The sequence below is a fragment of the Streptomyces sp. DH41 genome, assembly GCF_029813785.1.
Taxonomy (GTDB): domain Bacteria; phylum Actinomycetota; class Actinomycetes; order Streptomycetales; family Streptomycetaceae; genus Streptomyces.
On the sequence record NZ_JARVKY010000018.1, the window covers coordinates 59,934 to 76,571 of the forward strand.

The window sequence follows — 16,638 nt, forward strand, 5'->3', positions numbered from 1 at the left end:
ACGCCCGGGGCTGTGGACAACGTCGCCGCGGTCGGCCCGCCGAGGCCTCCCGGGCAACGGCTAGAGTCGGCCACATGACCAAGTGGGAATACGCAACCGTGCCGCTGCTCGTCCATGCCACGAAGCAGATTCTGGACACCTGGGGCGAGGACGGCTGGGAGCTCGTCCAGGTCGTGCCCGGGCCGAACAACCCCGAGCAGCTCGTGGCCTACCTGAAGCGGGAGAGGCAGGCGTGAGCGCCGTCGAGGCGAAGCTGGCCGAGCTCGGCCTGACGCTGCCCGAGGTGGTCCCGCCGCTGGCCGCGTACCAGCCGGCCGTGCGGTCCGGCCCGTACGTGTACACCTCCGGCCAGCTGCCGATGCTGGACGGCAAGCTTCCGGTCACCGGCAAGGTGGGCGCCGAGGTCACGCCGGACGAGGCCAAGGAACTGGCGCGCACTTGCGCGCTGAACGCCCTGGCCGCGGTGAAGTCCGTCGCCGGTGACCTCGACCGCGTCGCGCGCGTGGTGAAGGTCGTCGGTTTCGTCGCGTCCGCGACCGACTTCACCGGCCAGCCGGCCGTGATCAACGGCGCCAGCGAACTCCTCGGCGAGGTGTTCGGCGACAAGGGCGTCCACGCCCGCAGCGCCGTCGGCGTGGCGGTCCTGCCGCTGGACGCGCCGGTGGAGGTCGAGGTCCAGGTGGAGCTCGTCCAGGCGTAGGGACGGTGTGACGGTGCGGGGGCGGGCGTTGCCGGGCCGGCAACAAACCTCGCCCTCGCGGCTCCGCCCCCGCAGGATCGAGTCCGGCGCCTCGTACGGGGCGGGAGGCGGCCGTCGTCGCCGGTCCTGGTCCGTTCGGGCGCCGGACCCACCGCGTGCCCCAGGAGGAGCCATGCCCCAGCAGCCCGTGACCGAACAGCGGCCGATCGAGCAGCGGACGACCGAGCGACAGGCGACCGAGCAGCAGCCCGTCCATCGACTGGTGCCCTCACCGGCCGGCCGCATCCACCTGGTGGAGCAGGGCAGCGGACCGCTGGTCCTCCTCGTCCACGGCTTCCCCGAGTCCTGGTACTCCTGGCGTCACCAGCTCCCCGCGCTGGCCGCCGCGGGCTTCCGCGCCGTCGCCGTCGACGTACGCGGCTACGGACGCTCCTCCCGGCCCGACGCGGTGGAGGCGTACCGGATGCTCGACCTGGTGGCGGACAGCGTCGCCGTGGTGGAGGCCCTGGGCGAGCGGTCCGCCGTGATCGTCGGCCACGACTGGGGCGCGAACATCGCCGCGCACTCCGCGCTGCTGCGGCCCGACGTGTTCCGCGCGGTCGGCCTGCTGAGCGTGCCGTACACGCCGCCGGGCGGCCCGAAGCCCAGCGACGTGTTCGCGGGCATGAGTGACCCCGCCGGCCCGTTCGCGGGCCAGGAGTTCTACGTCTCCTACTTCCAGGAGCCCGGCCGGGCCGAGGCCGAGATCGAGCCCGACGTGCGCGGTTGGCTCGCGGGCCTCTACGCCGCCCTGTCCGCCGACACCATGCCCGCCCCGGAAGCGCTCGACCCGCACTTCGTCGCCCCCGGCGGCAGGATGCGCGACCGGTTCCCGGACGGCCCGTTGCCGTCCTGGCTGACCGAGGAGGCGCTGGACGTCTACGCCGGGGAGTTCGAGCGCACCGGTCTGACCGGCGCCCTCAACCGCTACCGCAACATGGACCGCGACTGGGCCGACCTGGCCGCCCACCAGGGCGCCCCCATCACCCAGCCCTCGCTGTTCCTCGGCGGCAACCGGGACGCCTCCACCACCTGGCTGTCCGACGCGATCGAGGCGTATCCGACCACCCTGCCCGGCCTGACCGCCTCGCACCTCCTCGACGGCTGCGGCCACTGGCTCCAGCAGGAGCGCCCCGAGGAGACGAACCGGCTGCTCATCGAGTGGCTGGCCGCACTCCCCGGCTGACCGCCGCCACAGGCCCCGTACGGCCCCGCGGGCCGCGTCTCCGGGTCGGCCCCCGTCCGGCCTCGTCCGGCCCGGGGGCCACTCGAACATCCGCCCGTCACCGGATAGCCTCCGGCCATGGCGAACGGTCAGGCGAATGATCAGCTGAGTGGTCACGCGAATGGTCAGGCGAACGGTCAGGCGAACGGTCAGTGGTATCCCCGGGAGTGGCCGGACCGCATCCGCGCGCTGACGGCCGGAACCCTCACCCCGGTCACCCCGAAGCGCGCGGCCACCGTCATGCTCCTCAAGGACACCAGGAGCGGCCCCCACGGCGGCACCGACGCTGAAGCCGGTACCGGGCCGGGCCCCGCCGTCCACATGCTGCGCCGCCGTACCTCCATGGCGTTCGCCGGGGGCGCGTACGCCTATCCGGGTGGCGGTGTCGACCCGCGCGACGACGACCGTGACATCGGCTGGGCGGGCCCCACGCGCGCGTGGTGGGCTGACCGGCTCGGCGTCGACGAGGCGGGCGCCCAGGCGATCGTCTGCGCGGCCGTACGCGAGACGTACGAGGAGGCGGGCGTCCTGCTCGCCGGGCCGACCGGCGACTCGGTGGTCGGTGACACGACGGGCGAGGACTGGGAGCGGGACAGGGCCGCCCTGGTCGACCGCGAGTTGTCCTTCGCGGAGTTCCTGGACCGCCGGGGCCTCGTGCTGCGCTCGGACCTGCTGGGCGCCTGGGCCCGCTGGATCACCCCGGAGTTCGAGTCCCGGCGCTACGACACGTGGTTCTTCGTGGCCGCGCTTCCGGAGGGGCAGCGCACTCGCAACGCCTCCACGGAGGCCGACCGCACGGTGTGGATCACCCCTGCACAGGCGGCGGCCGGGTACGACAGGGGCGAGCTGCTGATGATGCCGCCGACGATCGCGACCCTGCGCGGTCTCGCGGCGTGCGGTACGGCGGCCGAGGCGCTCGCGTCGGCTCCGGGCCGCGACATGACGCCGGTGCTGGCCGAGGCGCGGCTGGTGGGCGGCGAGATCGTGCTCTCCTGGCCGGGACACGACGAGTTCACCCGGCACGTGCCGACGAGCACGGCGCAGGCGTCGACGACACCTTCCGACCCGACCGGGGGAGCCCCCGCATGACGGACGCAGCAACACTGCCCGGACAGCCGCGCGGCGGCGTCCTGTCGGGCCCGGCCACCGCGCGCGCGGTGAACGTCCTCGCGCCCAACGCCTCCGCGATGACCCTGGACGGGACGAACACCTGGATCCTCGCCGAGCCGGACTCCGACCTGGCCGTCGTGGTCGACCCGGGCCCGCTGGACGACACACACCTGCGGCACGTCGTCGACACGGCCGAGCGGGCGGGCAAGCGCGTCGCCCTCACTCTGCTGACCCACGGTCACCCGGACCACGCGGAGGGCGCCGCGCGCTTCGCCGAGCTGACGCGCACGAACGTACGGGCCCTGGACCCGGCGCTGCGGCTGGGCGACGAGGGGCTGGCCGCCGGTGACGTGATCGGGGTCGGCGGCCTGGAGCTGAGGGTCGTACCGACCCCCGGGCACACGGCCGACTCCCTGTGTTTCCATCTCCCGGCGGACCGGGCGGTCCTGACGGGTGACACGGTCCTGGGCCGCGGTACGACGGTGGTGGCCCACCCCGACGGCCGTCTCGGCGACTACCTGGACTCCCTGCGCAGGCTCAGGTCGCTCACGGCCGACGACGGGGTGCGCACGGTGCTCCCGGGCCACGGTCCCGTCCTGGAGGACGCCCAGGGCGTCGTGGAGTACTACCTCGCCCACCGTGCCCATCGCCTCGCCCAGGTCGAGACGGCCGTGGAGGACGGTCACCGGACGCCGGGCGAGGTCGTCGCCCGCGTGTACGCGGACGTCGACCGCTCACTGTGGCCGGCGGCGGAACTGTCGGTGCGGGCGCAGCTGGAGTACCTGGGCGAGCACGGGCTCATCCAGCTGCCCGACTAGGACTGCCCGGCCGGGGGCCGACCGACCAGTTCTGCCCGACCAGTGCGCCTGGCCGGGTCTGCCTCGCCGGGTCTGCCCAGCCGGGGCGATCCGGCCGGGGCCGTCAGCGGGAGCGCTTGGCCAGCCGCTCCACGTCCAGCAGGATCACCGCGCGGGCCTCCAGGCGGAGCCAGCCGCGCTGGGCGAAGTCCGCCAGTGCCTTGTTGACCGTCTCGCGGGACGCGCCGACCAGCTGGGCCAGCTCCTCCTGCGTCAGGTCGTGCACGACGTGGATGCCCTCCTCGGACTGCACGCCGAAACGGCGGGACAGGTCCAGCAGGGCGCGGGCGACACGGCCGGGGACGTCCGAGAAGACGAGGTCGGACATGGCGTCGTTGGTCTTCCGCAGGCGGCGTGCGACGGCACGCAGCAGTGCGGTGGCGACCTCCGGGCGGACGTTCAGCCAGGGCTGGAGATCGCCGTGCCCGAGGGCCAGCAGCTTGACCTCGGTCAGCGCGGTGCCGGTGGCCGTGCGCGGGCCCGGGTCGAAGAGCGACAGCTCGCCGATCAGCTCGCTCGGGCCGACGACGGCCAGCATGTTCTCGCGCCCGTCGGGGGACGTGCGGTGAAGCTTGACCTTGCCTTCGGTGACCACATAGAGGCGGTCTCCGGGGTCCCCCTCGTGGAACAGTGTGTCGCCGCGGGCGAGGGTCACCTCACTCATGGAGGCGCGGAGCTCCGCGGATTGCTCGTCGTCGAGCGCCGCGAAGAGCGGGTTGCGCCGCAGAACGTCGTCCACGAGTTCTCTCCTTGTCGACCGGCTCAGAGGATCTTGTTCCCCCGGTGTACCAGGGGTCCGTGGTGCCCATTTTGCCGGACAGTCCAAACAGTGTGATCTGTCACAAGGATGCCGCACTGGTGTCCTGGGGTACGCGGCAGGGGTCCAATTGGACGCCGATCTTCGAGGTCCGGGGCAGATGTCGGTGCCGGGCCGTAGGCTGGCCGGGTGTCCAAATCGCCGGTGAGAGCACAGGCCGAGGGGGCTGCGCGGGTGGGTGTACGTCGCGATTCCGCTGTGGGCGAACAGGGCCCCGATGGCGGTAGGAAATCGGCGAAAGCGACAAAGAGGGCGGCGCCTGCCAAGAGGGTGACTGCGGAGAAGGGTGCCGTGAAGAAGAACGCCGAGAACGGTCCGGCATCTGCGAAGAAGACGGCGCCGGCGAAGAAGCAGGCGTCGGCCGAGAGCGCGGCGGCGCCCGTCAAGAAGCAGGCGTCGGCCGAGAGCGCGGCGGCGCCCGTCAAGAAGCAGGCGCCCGCCAAGAAGCCCGCCGTCGCGCCCAAGAAGGCCACGGCCGCCGTCAAGGGCGTCGCCCCGGCGAAGACCGTCGCCCCGAAGACGCCGCGCGCCGAGTCGCGCACCGCGCTGGTCCGCCGCGCCCGCCGTATCAACCGCGAGCTCGCCGAGGTCTATCCGTACGCGCACCCGGAGCTGGACTTCGAGAACCCGTTCCAGCTGGTCGTGGCCACGGTGCTGTCCGCCCAGACCACCGACCTGCGCGTCAACCAGACGACGCCCGCCCTCTTCGCCAAGTACCCCGCCCCCGAGGACCTGGCCGCCGCCAACCCCGAGGAGGTCGAGGAGATCCTGCGCCCGACCGGCTTCTTCCGGGCCAAGACGAAATCGGTCATAGGGCTGTCCAAGGCCCTGGTGGAGGATTTCGGCGGTGAGGTCCCCGGGCGTCTCGAAGACCTCGTCAAACTGCCCGGCGTCGGCCGCAAGACCGCCTTCGTCGTCCTCGGCAACGCGTTCGGCCGGCCCGGCATCACCGTGGACACGCACTTCCAGCGCCTGGTGCGCCGGTGGCAGTGGACCGACGAGACCGACCCGGACAAGATCGAGGCCGCCGTCGGCGCGCTCTTTCCCAAGAGTGACTGGACGGACCTCTCCCACCACGTGATCTGGCACGGCCGCCGGATCTGCCACGCCCGCAAGCCCGCCTGCGGCGCCTGCCCCATCGCTCCGCTCTGCCCGGCCTTCGGCGAGGGCGAGACGGACCCGGAGAAGGCGAAGAAGCTGCTGAAGTACGAGAAGGGCGGGTTCCCCGGCCAGCGTCTGAATCCGCCGCAGGCGTATCTGGACGCGGGCGGGACCCCGGCACCTCCGCTGGGGGCCGGGTGACGGAACGATCTCGATGGTGTCGGGCGTTGGAATCGGCAGAACGGGGGTGGCGATGACACGGGCGAGCGACACACAGGGGCACACGCGGGGCGGGATCCTCAGCAAGGAGGGCCTGCCCGGCTGGCTGGACCCGGTGGTGCGGGCCGTCGAGACGGTGCGGCCCGGACAGCTGAGCCGCTTCCTGCCGCCGGAGGACGGCGCGGGGCGCCAGTCCGCCGTACTGATCCTGTTCGGCGACGGCGACGGTAGCGGCGCCGATGAGGCAGGGAGCGGACCCGAGCTGCTGCTCATGGAGCGCGCCGGCACCCTGCGCTCACACGCCGGTCAGCCGGCCTTCCCGGGCGGCGCCCTCGACCCCGAGGACGGCGATCCGCAGGGCGACGGGCCGCTGCGGGCAGCTCTGCGCGAGGCGGAGGAGGAGACCGGGCTCGACCCGGCCGGCGTGCAGCTCTTCGGCGTTCTCCCCAAGCTCTACATCCCGGTCAGCGGCTTCGTCGTCACCCCGGTACTGGCCTGGTGGCGCGAGCCCACCCCGGTGGGCGTCGTCGACCCGAACGAGACCGCGCGGGTCTTCACCGTCCCCGTGGCCGATCTCACGGACCCCGCCAACAGAGTGACCGCCGTCCATCCCAGAGGCCACCGAGGACCGGCGTTCCTGGTCGAATCGGCGCTCGTCTGGGGCTTCACCGCCGGCATCATCGACCGGTTGCTGCACTTCGCGGGCTGGGAGCGGCCCTGGGACAGGGAGAAGCAGGTCCCGCTGGACTGGCGGTCATGACAGGGTGACCGGTGTGAGCGTAGGACGACAGGGCGGGGCCTGAATCAGTGAACGTGCTGGACATCCTGTTGCTGCTGGCCGCCGTCTGGTTCGCGATCGTCGGGTACCGCCAGGGCTTCGTCGTCGGCATCCTGTCGGTGACGGGTTTCCTCGGCGGCGGCCTCGTCGCCGTCTATCTGCTGCCGGTCGTCTGGGACGTCCTGACGGACAACGCGGAGGTGAGTACGACCGCCGCCGTCGTCGCGGTCGTCGTCGTCATCGTCTGCGCCTCCGTGGGCCAGGCCCTGACCACCCACCTCGGCAGCAAACTCCGCCGGTACATCACCTGGTCCCCGGCCCGCGCCCTGGACGCCACCGGTGGCGCCCTGGTCAACGTCGTGGCGATGCTCCTGGTCGCCTGGCTGATCGGCGCGGCGCTGGCCGGCACCACGCTGCCGACACTCGGCAAGGAGGTCCGCGGTTCCACGGTTCTGCAGGGCGTCTCCCGGGCGCTGCCCGCAGGGGCCGACACGTGGTTCACGAACTTCTCCTCCATCCTCGCGAAGAACGGCTTCCCACAGGTCTTCAGCCCCTTCTCCAGCGAGCAGATCCCGGTGGTCCAGGCGCCCGACCCGGCGCTGGCCGGCAGCCCGGTCGCGGCCCGTGCGAAGCGTTCCATCGTCAAGGTCATGGGCACCGCCACCGAATGCGACAAGGTCCTGGAGGGCACCGGCTTCGTCTTCGACGACCGCCGCGTCATGACCAACGCCCATGTCGTGGGCGGCGTGGACGAGCCCACCGTGCAGATAGGCGGCGAGGGCAGGCTGTACGACGCGACGGTCGTCCTCTACGACTGGCGGCGCGACATCGCCGTACTGGACGTGCCGGATCTGGAGGCGCCCGCGCTGCGGTTCGCGGAGGAGGACGCGAGCCGCCAGGACGACGCGATCGTCGCGGGCTTCCCGGAGAACGGGGCGTACGACGTCCGCGCCGCGCGCGTGCGCGGGCGCATCACGGCCAACGGACCGGACATCTACCACCGCGACACCGTGCACCGCGACGTCTACTCGCTGTACGCGACGGTCCGTCAGGGCAACTCCGGCGGCCCGCTGCTCACCCCCGAGGGCGAGGTCTACGGCGTGGTGTTCGCCAAGTCCCTCGACGATGCCGAGACCGGCTACGCGCTCACCGCGGACGAGATCCGCGAGGACATCACGAAGGGCCGCACCGCCAACCAGCAGGTGGACAGCGACAGCTGCGCACTCTAGGAGAGGCCCTCGTGGTCGCCTGCGCGGCGCTCAGCCGCGTGGATGGCGCAGGCGCACGGATACCCAGCGGGCCCGGCGGCGCAGGATGCGCGGGATGCCCACCCGTAGGTCCGCACCCGCCAGTTGCGGGGTGCCTCCTCGTCGGTGGGTGCTTACGCCGCTCGTGGAGCGGCCGTCGCGTGCTACGTCACTGTAGTCGTGCGTCCAGCCCATACCCGGACGTGTGCCCCCGCCCCAAGGTCGGTAACCGTTATCGCGGCCCCCAATTGGCCTATGCGTCGGGCAAGTGGCCGTTCGTAGGACAAGCGTTCTGGTCCGGATGCCGGGCGCGTTCGTCAGGTCACCGTCCGGTCACCGATCGGGCTCGGGATCCTTCAGCCAGTTGATCAGTTCGGTGGAGAAGGCGACCGGGTCCTCTTCGTGCGGGAAGTGCCCGAGGCCGTCGAACAGCCGCCAGCGGTACGGGGCTTCGACGTACTGCCCCGACCCCGCCGCGCTCCGTGTCCGCATCACCGGGTCCAGCGAACCGTGCAGATGCAGGGTCGGCACGCGCACCGGCCGCTTCATGCGGCGGTAGAACTGGATGCCGTCGGGACGCGCCAGGGAGCGCACCATCCAGCGGTACGGCTCGACCGAGCAGTGCGCCGTGGAGGGGATGCACATGGCCCGGCGGTAGGCGTCCACGGCCTCGTCGTCGAGCGGGCGCGGCCCCGACCAGTCGTCGATCAGCCGGCCGACCAGCGCGCCGTCGTCCGCGGTCAGTTGACGCTCCGGGATCCAGGGACGCTGGAAGCCCCAGACGTAGGACCCGGCCCGGGTCTGGCGGACGTCACCGAGCATGGCCGAGCGCCAGCGCCGGGGGTGCGGCATCGACGAGACCGCGAGCCGCCGTACGAGCTTGGGCCGCATCGCGGCGGCCGTCCAGGCCAGGTAGCCGCCCAGGTCGTGGCCGACCAGCGCGGCGTCCGGCTCGCCGAGGGAGCGGACCACACCGGTGATGTCGAGGGCGAGGCCGGCGGGGTCGTAGCCGCGCGGCGTGCGGTCGCTGCCGCCGACGCCCCGCAGGTCCATGGCGACCGCGCGGAAACCGGCGTCCGCGAGGGCCACCAGTTGGTGCCGCCAGGTCCACCAGAACTGGGGGAACCCGTGCAACAGCAGCACCAGCGGTCCGTCACCCAGCTCGGCGATGTGGAAGCGTGCGCCGTTGGCGGCGACGTCCCGGTGGGTCACCTCGGGCCCGCCCGGGATACCGAGCCGTACGACCGAGGTGGGGTGCTGCGCCGATGGGGGCTGCCCCGGAGGGCTGGCGGGGTCCGTCATGAGGACGAGCGTGCCACAGCCTCGATAGCCTCGGGGGACCGGTCCGCGGGCAGCTCCGGCCGCGGGTGCGGCTTGGCGTTCTGCAGCACGCCCGCCGACTGCTTCACCGAGGCGGCGACCTTCTGCGGGCCGCGGCCCTTCTTGGCCTTCTTCGCGAAGACGATGCCGATCAGCGCGAGGAGGGCCGCGAGGAGGACGTTCGCCGCGAAGGACAGCAGGAAGCAGACCGCCAGGTTCCAGTCGCTCCAGGTCCGGATGGCGTAGGCCAGCGCGAAGCTCAGCATCGGCAGCGAGAACAGGAGTACCGCCCCCGCCATCGAGAACGCCCCGCCGCTCGTCGCCCCGCGCTTGACGTCCTGCCTCAGCTGCGCCTTGGCCAGGGCGATCTCGTCGTGCACGAGCGCCGACAATTCGGTGGTCGCCGAGGCGAACAGCTGGCCGATGCTGCGTTCGGTGCCGACCGGGCTGCCGTCGGGTGCGCTCATCGCGGTCTCCCTCTTCTCCTGGCTGATCTGCGTACGGTTCCGTGGCTGCCGGGCGCTGCCTGACTGCCGCAGGCCCGACCGCGTACGGTCCGTCTTTTGTACCGTCTCGTCAGATCATGCCGGACCGTCGCCCTCATCGCCTGCCCCGCCCGGCACTTCGGCAAGCCGCGCCGTCTCCATCTCGTCGGCGATCCGGCGGTGCTCGGCGGCCTTCTTCTCGTAGATCGCGGCCACGCGCAGGTGGTACGCGGGGTCGTCCTCCTCGTAGACGTCCGGTACGCCGCTGAGGTCGTCGTCGCGCTCCTCGGCCTCGATCATCTTGCGGTACTTGGCGTTCCGTATCTTCAGCAGCACGGTCGCCAGGGCCGCCGCGATGAGCGAGCCGGTGAGGACGGCGGCCTTGACCTCGCCCGTCATCGCCGCGTCACCCTCGAAGGCCAGCTCGCCGATGAGCAGCGAGACGGTGAACCCGATGCCGGCCAGGGACGCCACCGCGAACACGTCGGCCCACTGGAGGTCGTCGCTGAGCGAGGCCTTCGTGAAGCGTGCCGTCAGCCAGGTGCCGCCGAAGATGCCCAGCGTCTTGCCGACGACGAGTCCGAGTACGACGCCGAGGGTCTCCGGCTTGGTGAACACGTCGGCGAGCGCGCCGCCCGAGAGCGCGACACCCGCGCTGAACAGCGCGAACAGCGGCACCGCCAGACCCGCCGACAGGGGGCGTACGAGGTGCTCGATGTGCTCGCCGGGGGAGTGGCTCTCGCCCTCGCGGGTGTGGCAGCGCAGCATCAGGCCCATCGCGACGCCGGCGATGGTGGCGTGGATGCCGCTGTTGTACATCAGCGCCCAGATCGCGAGGCCGAGCGGGACGTACAGGTACCAGCCGCGGACGCCCTTGCGGAGCAGCAGCCAGAAGACGACGAGGCCGACGACCGCGCCGCCGAGCGCGACGAAGTCGATCGACTCGGTGAAGAAGACCGCGATGATCAGGATCGCGAACAGGTCGTCCACGACGGCGAGTGTCAGCAGGAAGGCGCGCAGGGCGCTCGGCAGGGAGGTGCCGATGACGGCGAGTACGGCGAGCGCGAAGGCGATGTCGGTGGCGGTGGGCACGGCCCAGCCGGACAGGGAGCCGCCGCCGGTGGTGGCGGTGATCGTGTAGACGAGCGCGGGCACGGCCATGCCGCACAGCGCCGCCACCACGGGGAGCGCGGCGGCCTTCGGGTCCTTCAGGTCACCGGCGACGAGTTCGCGCTTGAGCTCGATGCCCGCGACGAAGAAGAAGATCGCCAGGAGGCCGTCGGCGGCCCAGTGCGCGACCGACAGGTTCAGGCCGAGCGCCTCGGGGCCGAAGTGGAAGTGGCTGACGCTCTCGTAGCTGTCGCTCAGCACCGGTATGTTCGCCCACACGAGCGCGGCGACCGCGGCGGCGAGCAGGAGGACACCGCCGACCGTCTCGGTGCGCAGGGCCTCCGCGACGTAGTTCCGCTCCGGGAGGGACAGACGTCCGAAGGCTTTGCGAGGGGGGCGGGGCGCGGTCACGGGGAGAACCTCCGGTCGGTGGGCAGCACGGAACACTTGCCGACCAGACTTCCCGGCACACCATGAGGATCTTCGAGAGGGGGTTCTTCGAGGATCTTGTCGAGTCTCTTACGCGTTTCTTAGCCTACCTAACCTGCGTCGAGGGTGCCGGGTGATCTCCGCTACGGTGCGTAAGGGGCACTCCATGCGAAAGAGGGCACCCGGCGAATCTCTCGCCGGGTGCCCTCGGAGCAGGTGGCTCAGTCCTCGTGGGGTCAGTCCTCGCTGGACGCGGCCGGGAGCTGCGTCTGGATGAGGTCCATGACGGTGGAGTCGGTCAGGGTGGTGACATCACCGAGCTGCCGGTTCTCCGCGACGTCACGCAGCAGGCGCCGCATGATCTTGCCGGAGCGGGTCTTCGGCAGCTCGGCCACCGGCAGGATCCGCTTGGGCTTGGCGATCGGGCCGAGGGTGGCGCCGACGTGCGCCCGCAGGTCGGCGACCAGGCTCTCGGTCTCCGCCGCCGTGCCGCGCAGGATCACGAAGGCCACGATGGCCTGCCCGGTCGTCTCGTCCGCCGCGCCGACCACGGCCGCCTCGGCCACCGACGGGTGGGAGACCAGCGCCGACTCGACCTCGGTGGTGGAGATGTTGTGCCCGGAGACGAGCATCACGTCGTCGACGCGGCCCAGGAGCCAGATGTCGCCGTCGTCGTCCTTCTTGGCGCCGTCACCGGCGAAGTACTTGCCCTCGAAGCGCGACCAGTACGTGTCGATGAACCGCTGGTCGTCGCCCCAGATGGTGCGCAGCATCGACGGCCACGGCTCGGTGAGGACCAGGTAGCCACCGCCGCCGTCCGGTACCTCGTTCGCCTCGTCGTCGACGACGGTGGCACAGATGCCGGGCAGCGCGCGCTGGGCGGAGCCCGGCTTGGCGTCCGTGACGCCGGGCAGCGGGCTGATCATCATGGCGCCGGTCTCGGTCTGCCACCAGGTGTCGACGACCGGGGTGGCGTCGGCGCCGATGTTCTTGCGGTACCAGATCCACGCCTCGGGGTTGATCGGCTCACCGACCGAGCCGAGGACGCGCAGCGAGGACAGGTCGAACTTCGCGGGGATGTCGTCGCCCCACTTCATGAACGTCCGGATCGCGGTGGGCGCGGTGTAGAGGATGGAGACCTTGTACTTCTGCACGATCTCCCAGAACCGGCCCTGGTGCGGGGTGTCCGGGGTGCCCTCGTACATGACCTGCGTCGCGCCGTTGGCGAGCGGGCCGTAGACGATGTAGGAGTGCCCGGTGACCCAGCCGACGTCGGCGGTGCACCAGAAGACGTCGGTCTCCGGCTTGAGGTCGAAGACGGCCCAGTGCGTGTACGCCGTCTGCGTGAGGTAGCCGCCGGAGGTGTGCAGGATGCCCTTGGGCTTACCCGTCGTACCGGACGTGTACAGGATGAACAGCGGGTGCTCCGCGTCGAACGCCTCCGGCGTGTGCTCGGCGGACTGCCGGTCGACGGTCTCGTGCCACCACTTGTCGCGGGAGTCGTCCCAGGCGACGTCCTGGCCGGTGCGGCGGACGACGAGCACGTGCTCGACGATGCCGGCGCGCTCGACGGCCTCGTCGACGGCGGGCTTGAGCGCGGACGGCTTGCCTCGCCGGGAGCCGCCGTCGGCCGTGATGACGACACGGGCGTCGGCGTCCTGGATGCGGGTCGCGAGGGCGTCCGAGGAGAAGCCGCCGAAGACGACCGAGTGGGCGGCGCCGATCCGGGCGCAGGCCAGCATCGCGATCGCGGTCTCGGGGATCATCGGCATGTAGACGGCGACCCGGTCGCCCTTCCGCACACCCAGTTCCAGCAGGGCGTTGGCGGCCTTGGAGACCTCGTCCTTGAGCTGGGCGTAGGTGATGGCGCGGCTGTCGCCGGACTCGCCCTCGAAGTGGATGGCGACGCGGTCGCCGTTCCCGGCCTCAACGTGGCGGTCCACGCAGTTGTAGGCGACGTTGAGCTTGCCGTCCTTGAACCACTTGGCGAACGGCGGGTTCGACCAGTCGAGGGTCTCGGTCGGCTCCTCGGCCCAGGTCAGCCGGCGGGCCTGCTCGGCCCAGAAGCCGAGCCTGTCAGCCTTGGCCTGTTCGTACGCCTCCGCCGTGACGTTGGCGTTCGCGGCCAGGTCGGCGGGGGGCGCGAACCTGCGCTCTTCCTTGAGCAGGTTGGAGAGGGAGGAATTCTCGCTCATCGTCCCGTCTCCCCCCTCAGCAGGTTGGCCAAGGATTCGTTGCTCACGACATCTCCCATTCTCAGGGTTGTCCGTTGTGTCCCAGGCCACACCTCATCAGACCCGGGGGGCCGGTGACAAGGGTCGACGGGAAATTGGTTTAGACCTATCTCGTCATGGCCCGTCTTCGTGACCAGTGGTCATCCGTACCCACGGATGCCGAGGGCGCGGGGTTCAGCGTCCGTAATACCGCTCACACTCCGCGCGCCTCGGCTCCCCGTCCGCTCATGTACTCAGGCGGTCAGGTCGGTCTCCAGGACCAGCTCGAACACGCCGTCCCCGGCACTCTCCCCGTCCCCGGTGCTCTTGGAGAGCAGGTACGCCTGGGCCTCGCCGACGTGGAAGTACATGCCGTGCAGCTCCAGGTCGCCCGCGTCCAGGGCCCGGGACACCGCGTCGTGGGCGCGCAGGTGCTCCAGCTGCTGGACCACGTTGGCCAGGCAGAGCCGCTCTGCCGCGTCGACGGGCCGGCGTCCGGCCAGCAGGGGCCGGGCGTCCTCGTCCTCCGGCATGCGCTCCAGACTCGGCAGCCCGTGCCGCAGCCACCGCTTGAGCGGGGTTCGCGCGCCCCCGGGCTCGGCGCTCAGCAGTGCCTGCATGGCTCCGCAACCGGAGTGCCCGCACACCGTGATGGACCGCACCTTCAGGATGTCCACCGCGTACTCGATCGCGGCGGCCACCGAGTCGTCGCCGCTCTCCTCGCCGGGCAACGGCACGAGGTTGCCGACGTTGCGCACGACGAAGAGGTCCCCGGGGCCGCTGGAGGTGATCATCGACGTGACCACCCGTGAGTCGGCACAGGTCAGGAACAGCTGGGAGGGCTGCTGCCCCTCACGGGCCAGCCGGGCCAGCTCACCGCGCACCAGCGGGGCGGTGTTGCGCTGGAACGCGCTGATGCCACGCGCCAGTTCCCGTCCGCTGGCCCCACTGGCCCCACTGGGCGCGCTCGGCCCGCCGGGCCGGGTGCGCCTGCCAGGTCTGTCGTAACCGCTCGGGCCGGGCGGGTCGCTCGGGCCGGGAGGGTCGTTCAGGGCGGGCGGGGCGTTCAGGCCGTGCGGGTCGCTTGGGCTGCTTGGCTTGCTTGGGCCGCCTGGGTTGTCCGGGTTGTCTGGGCTGTTCGGGCCGGTCGCCGTGCCGCCGGTCACTCCGGCGCCGTCCTGTCGGTCTGTGCCGGGCCGGGGCGCCTGCCCCGGGCGCTCGCACTGGTGGTTGCGCCAGGGTGTCCAGGGGCGGCAGCGGCAGCCGTCCACGTCGGCCGGTTCGGAGATACGGGTGCCGGGCCGGCGGCCGGTGATGTCGACGGAGCCGCCCTGCGCGGTGTGCGTCTTCTGCCAGTCCTGCAGCGTCTCGTACGCCGCGTGGTCCATGAACGACCCGTCCAACTCCACGACGACGTCCGCCCCCTGGGGGACGTGATGCAGGACTCGACTGAGCCTTGGCACCGCGAGGAACGTCAACTGGCCTCGAACGTGTACGTGGTGGACTCCCTCCGTCTCCTCGTGCGTGAGCCGGGTACGGGTCAGGCGGTGCAGGGCGACGCCGACGGCCACGGCGATGCCCAGCGCGACGCCCTCCAGGACGCCGAGGAACACCACGCCGCAGGTGGTGACCGCGTAGACCAGCACCTCACGGTGGCGGGTCACTGTGCGGATGTGGTTCAGGGACACCATCTTGAGGCCGACGGCCATGACCAGGGAGGCGAGCGCGGCGAGGGGGATGAACTCCAGGGCCGGGACCATCAGCAGTGCGGCGATCACTACGAGAACGCCGTGCAGCATCGTGGAGTTCCGGCTGACGGCGCCCGCCCCCACGTTCGCGGAACTGCGCACGGCCACACCGGCGATGGGCAGTCCGCCGAGCGACCCGGAGACGATGTTGGCAGCACCCTGCCCGAGTAGCTCGCGGTCGAGGTTGGAGCGTTTCACGCGGCCGGTCAGGCCAGGCCGGGCGGCGACCAGCTTGTCCACGGCGACCGCGCCGAGCAGGGACTGCACGCTGCACACCAGCGTGGTGGTGAGGACGGCGGCGACGAGGCCGAGCACGGGCCCGTCGGGCAGCGTGGCCAGGGCGTGGCTGCTCCAGGACGGCAGGTCGACCTTGGGCAGGCGGAGCCCGGCGAGGGCCGCGACAACGGTCGCGCCGGCGACGGCGACCAGGGCGGCGGGAACCTTGCCCAGAAGCTGCCCGGCCCGGCCGGGGACACGCGGCCAGAGCAGCAGCAGGGTCAGGGTCAGCACGCTCACCGCGAGGTCGGCCGGTCTGGGGCTCGCCAGCTGGGCGGGCAGGGCACGCAGATTGTCGGGTACGGAACTCTGCGGTGTGCCGCCGAGGACGATGTGCAGCTGGGCGACGGCGATGGTGACGCCGATGCCGGCGAGCATGCCGTGCACGATGGCGGGGCTGACGGCGAGCGCGGAGCGTGCCACGCGCAGACAGCCGAGGCCCAGCTGGGCGAGCCCGGCGAGCACGGTGATGGCACAGGTCGTACGCCATCCGTAGCGCACGATGATGTCGGCGGTGACCACCGTGAGTCCGGCGGCCGGGCCGCTGACCTGGAGCGGGCAGCCGCCGAGCCATCCGGCGACGATGCCGCCCACCGCGGCCGCGACGAGACCGGCCTGGAGGGGAGCGCCGGTGGCGAGGGCGATACCGAGGGAGAGCGGCAGCGCGATCAGGAAGACCGCGATCGAGGCCGACAGGTCGGCGCCCGCGACGCGGAAGCGCCGAGGGCCGCCGGGCGGCGGGCTGTGGGGTGGATGGACGTGCTTGGTTCGGGCCGAATCGGCGCGGGCGGGGACGCAGGCTGACATGTTTCCCGTCTCCTCCGGGGCTGCGCGGTCGCGGTCATGGGGGGCCCGCGCTGGGCGGGGACGATTCGCGGCCGTGGGTCACGGCGTACAGCAGCGGGATGTCCGAGTGACTGAAGGTCGCACTCGGTAAATGGATCGTAATTCAGAGTAAAGAAGA

At 71.7% G+C, this 16,638-nt stretch carries 15 protein-coding genes; 8 read left to right on the forward strand and 7 right to left on the reverse strand.

Annotated elements, in window-relative coordinates:
* Positions 1 to 74: 74 nt before the first annotated feature.
* From QC283_RS26475 to QC283_RS26495, 5 genes are all read left to right on the forward strand, one after another.
* A complete protein-coding gene (locus tag QC283_RS26475; RefSeq protein WP_010986011.1) occupies positions 75 to 236 on the forward strand; it encodes a DUF4177 domain-containing protein in 162 nt (53 codons plus the stop codon).
* Positions 233 to 700 (forward strand): RidA family protein, encoded by a 468-nt coding sequence (locus tag QC283_RS26480; protein ID WP_279564197.1) that lies wholly within the window; start codon positions 233 to 235, stop codon positions 698 to 700. The genes QC283_RS26475 and QC283_RS26480 overlap by 4 nt, the downstream gene beginning before the upstream one ends.
* A gap of 172 nt (positions 701 to 872) precedes the next feature.
* Complete coding sequence (locus QC283_RS26485) at positions 873 to 1,925, forward strand: alpha/beta fold hydrolase (protein WP_279564198.1); 1,053 nt, start codon at positions 873 to 875, stop codon at positions 1,923 to 1,925.
* A 117-nt stretch (positions 1,926 to 2,042) separates the two neighbouring features.
* Complete coding sequence (locus tag QC283_RS26490; RefSeq protein WP_279564199.1) at positions 2,043 to 3,053, forward strand: NUDIX hydrolase; 1,011 nt, start codon at positions 2,043 to 2,045, stop codon at positions 3,051 to 3,053.
* Complete coding sequence (locus QC283_RS26495; protein ID WP_279564200.1) at positions 3,050 to 3,892, forward strand: MBL fold metallo-hydrolase; 843 nt, start codon at positions 3,050 to 3,052, stop codon at positions 3,890 to 3,892. Before QC283_RS26490 ends, QC283_RS26495 begins: the two co-directional genes overlap by 4 nt.
* A gap of 103 nt (positions 3,893 to 3,995) precedes the next feature.
* Here QC283_RS26495 and QC283_RS26500 read toward each other — a convergent pair whose 3' ends face one another.
* Positions 3,996 to 4,670, reverse strand: a complete 675-nt coding sequence (locus QC283_RS26500) for a Crp/Fnr family transcriptional regulator (protein ID WP_003975365.1) — start codon at positions 4,668 to 4,670, stop codon at positions 3,996 to 3,998.
* 276 nt (positions 4,671 to 4,946) lie between these two features.
* Here QC283_RS26500 and nth point away from each other — a divergent pair, with 276 nt between their 5' ends.
* Genes nth through QC283_RS26515 form a run of 3 tightly spaced genes read left to right on the forward strand, consistent with a single transcriptional unit; the run spans position 4,947 to position 8,075 of the window.
* Positions 4,947 to 6,050, forward strand: a complete 1,104-nt coding sequence (gene nth, locus QC283_RS26505; RefSeq protein WP_279564201.1) for an endonuclease III — start codon at positions 4,947 to 4,949, stop codon at positions 6,048 to 6,050.
* Positions 6,051 to 6,102: 52 nt separating this feature from the next.
* Positions 6,103 to 6,828 carry an NUDIX hydrolase gene (locus QC283_RS26510; protein ID WP_279564202.1) on the forward strand — a complete coding sequence of 242 codons (726 nt, stop codon included), beginning with the start codon at positions 6,103 to 6,105 and terminating at the stop codon, positions 6,826 to 6,828.
* Positions 6,829 to 6,875: 47 nt separating this feature from the next.
* Positions 6,876 to 8,075 (forward strand): MarP family serine protease, encoded by a 1,200-nt coding sequence (locus QC283_RS26515; protein WP_279564203.1) that lies wholly within the window; start codon positions 6,876 to 6,878, stop codon positions 8,073 to 8,075.
* A gap of 30 nt (positions 8,076 to 8,105) precedes the next feature.
* Here the strand turns inward: QC283_RS26515 and QC283_RS26520 are convergent, their stop codons facing one another.
* The 6 genes from QC283_RS26520 to QC283_RS26545 all read right to left on the reverse strand — a co-directional run bounded on the left by QC283_RS26520 (position 8,106) and on the right by QC283_RS26545 (position 16,481).
* Positions 8,106 to 8,288: a hypothetical protein gene (locus QC283_RS26520; RefSeq protein WP_279564204.1), complete on the reverse strand. Its 183-nt coding sequence runs from the start codon at positions 8,286 to 8,288 to the stop codon at positions 8,106 to 8,108.
* Between the two features lie 138 nt (positions 8,289 to 8,426).
* The gene (locus tag QC283_RS26525; RefSeq protein ID WP_279564205.1) at positions 8,427 to 9,395 is read right to left on the reverse strand and encodes an alpha/beta fold hydrolase; all 969 of its coding nucleotides are present in this window, start codon (positions 9,393 to 9,395) and stop codon (positions 8,427 to 8,429) included.
* Positions 9,392 to 9,880, reverse strand: coding sequence for a phage holin family protein (locus QC283_RS26530; RefSeq protein ID WP_279564206.1), 489 nt, complete (start codon positions 9,878 to 9,880; stop codon positions 9,392 to 9,394). The genes QC283_RS26525 and QC283_RS26530 overlap by 4 nt, the downstream gene beginning before the upstream one ends.
* A gap of 114 nt (positions 9,881 to 9,994) precedes the next feature.
* Positions 9,995 to 11,419, reverse strand: coding sequence for a Na+/H+ antiporter NhaA (gene nhaA, locus QC283_RS26535; RefSeq protein WP_279564207.1), 1,425 nt, complete (start codon positions 11,417 to 11,419; stop codon positions 9,995 to 9,997).
* A gap of 254 nt (positions 11,420 to 11,673) precedes the next feature.
* Positions 11,674 to 13,632 carry an acetate--CoA ligase gene (gene acs, locus QC283_RS26540; protein WP_279564208.1) on the reverse strand — a complete coding sequence of 653 codons (1,959 nt, stop codon included), beginning with the start codon at positions 13,630 to 13,632 and terminating at the stop codon, positions 11,674 to 11,676.
* A 272-nt stretch (positions 13,633 to 13,904) separates the two neighbouring features.
* Positions 13,905 to 16,481 carry a SulP family inorganic anion transporter gene (locus QC283_RS26545; RefSeq protein ID WP_279564209.1) on the reverse strand — a complete coding sequence of 859 codons (2,577 nt, stop codon included), beginning with the start codon at positions 16,479 to 16,481 and terminating at the stop codon, positions 13,905 to 13,907.
* Between the last annotated feature and the right edge of the window lie 157 nt (positions 16,482 to 16,638).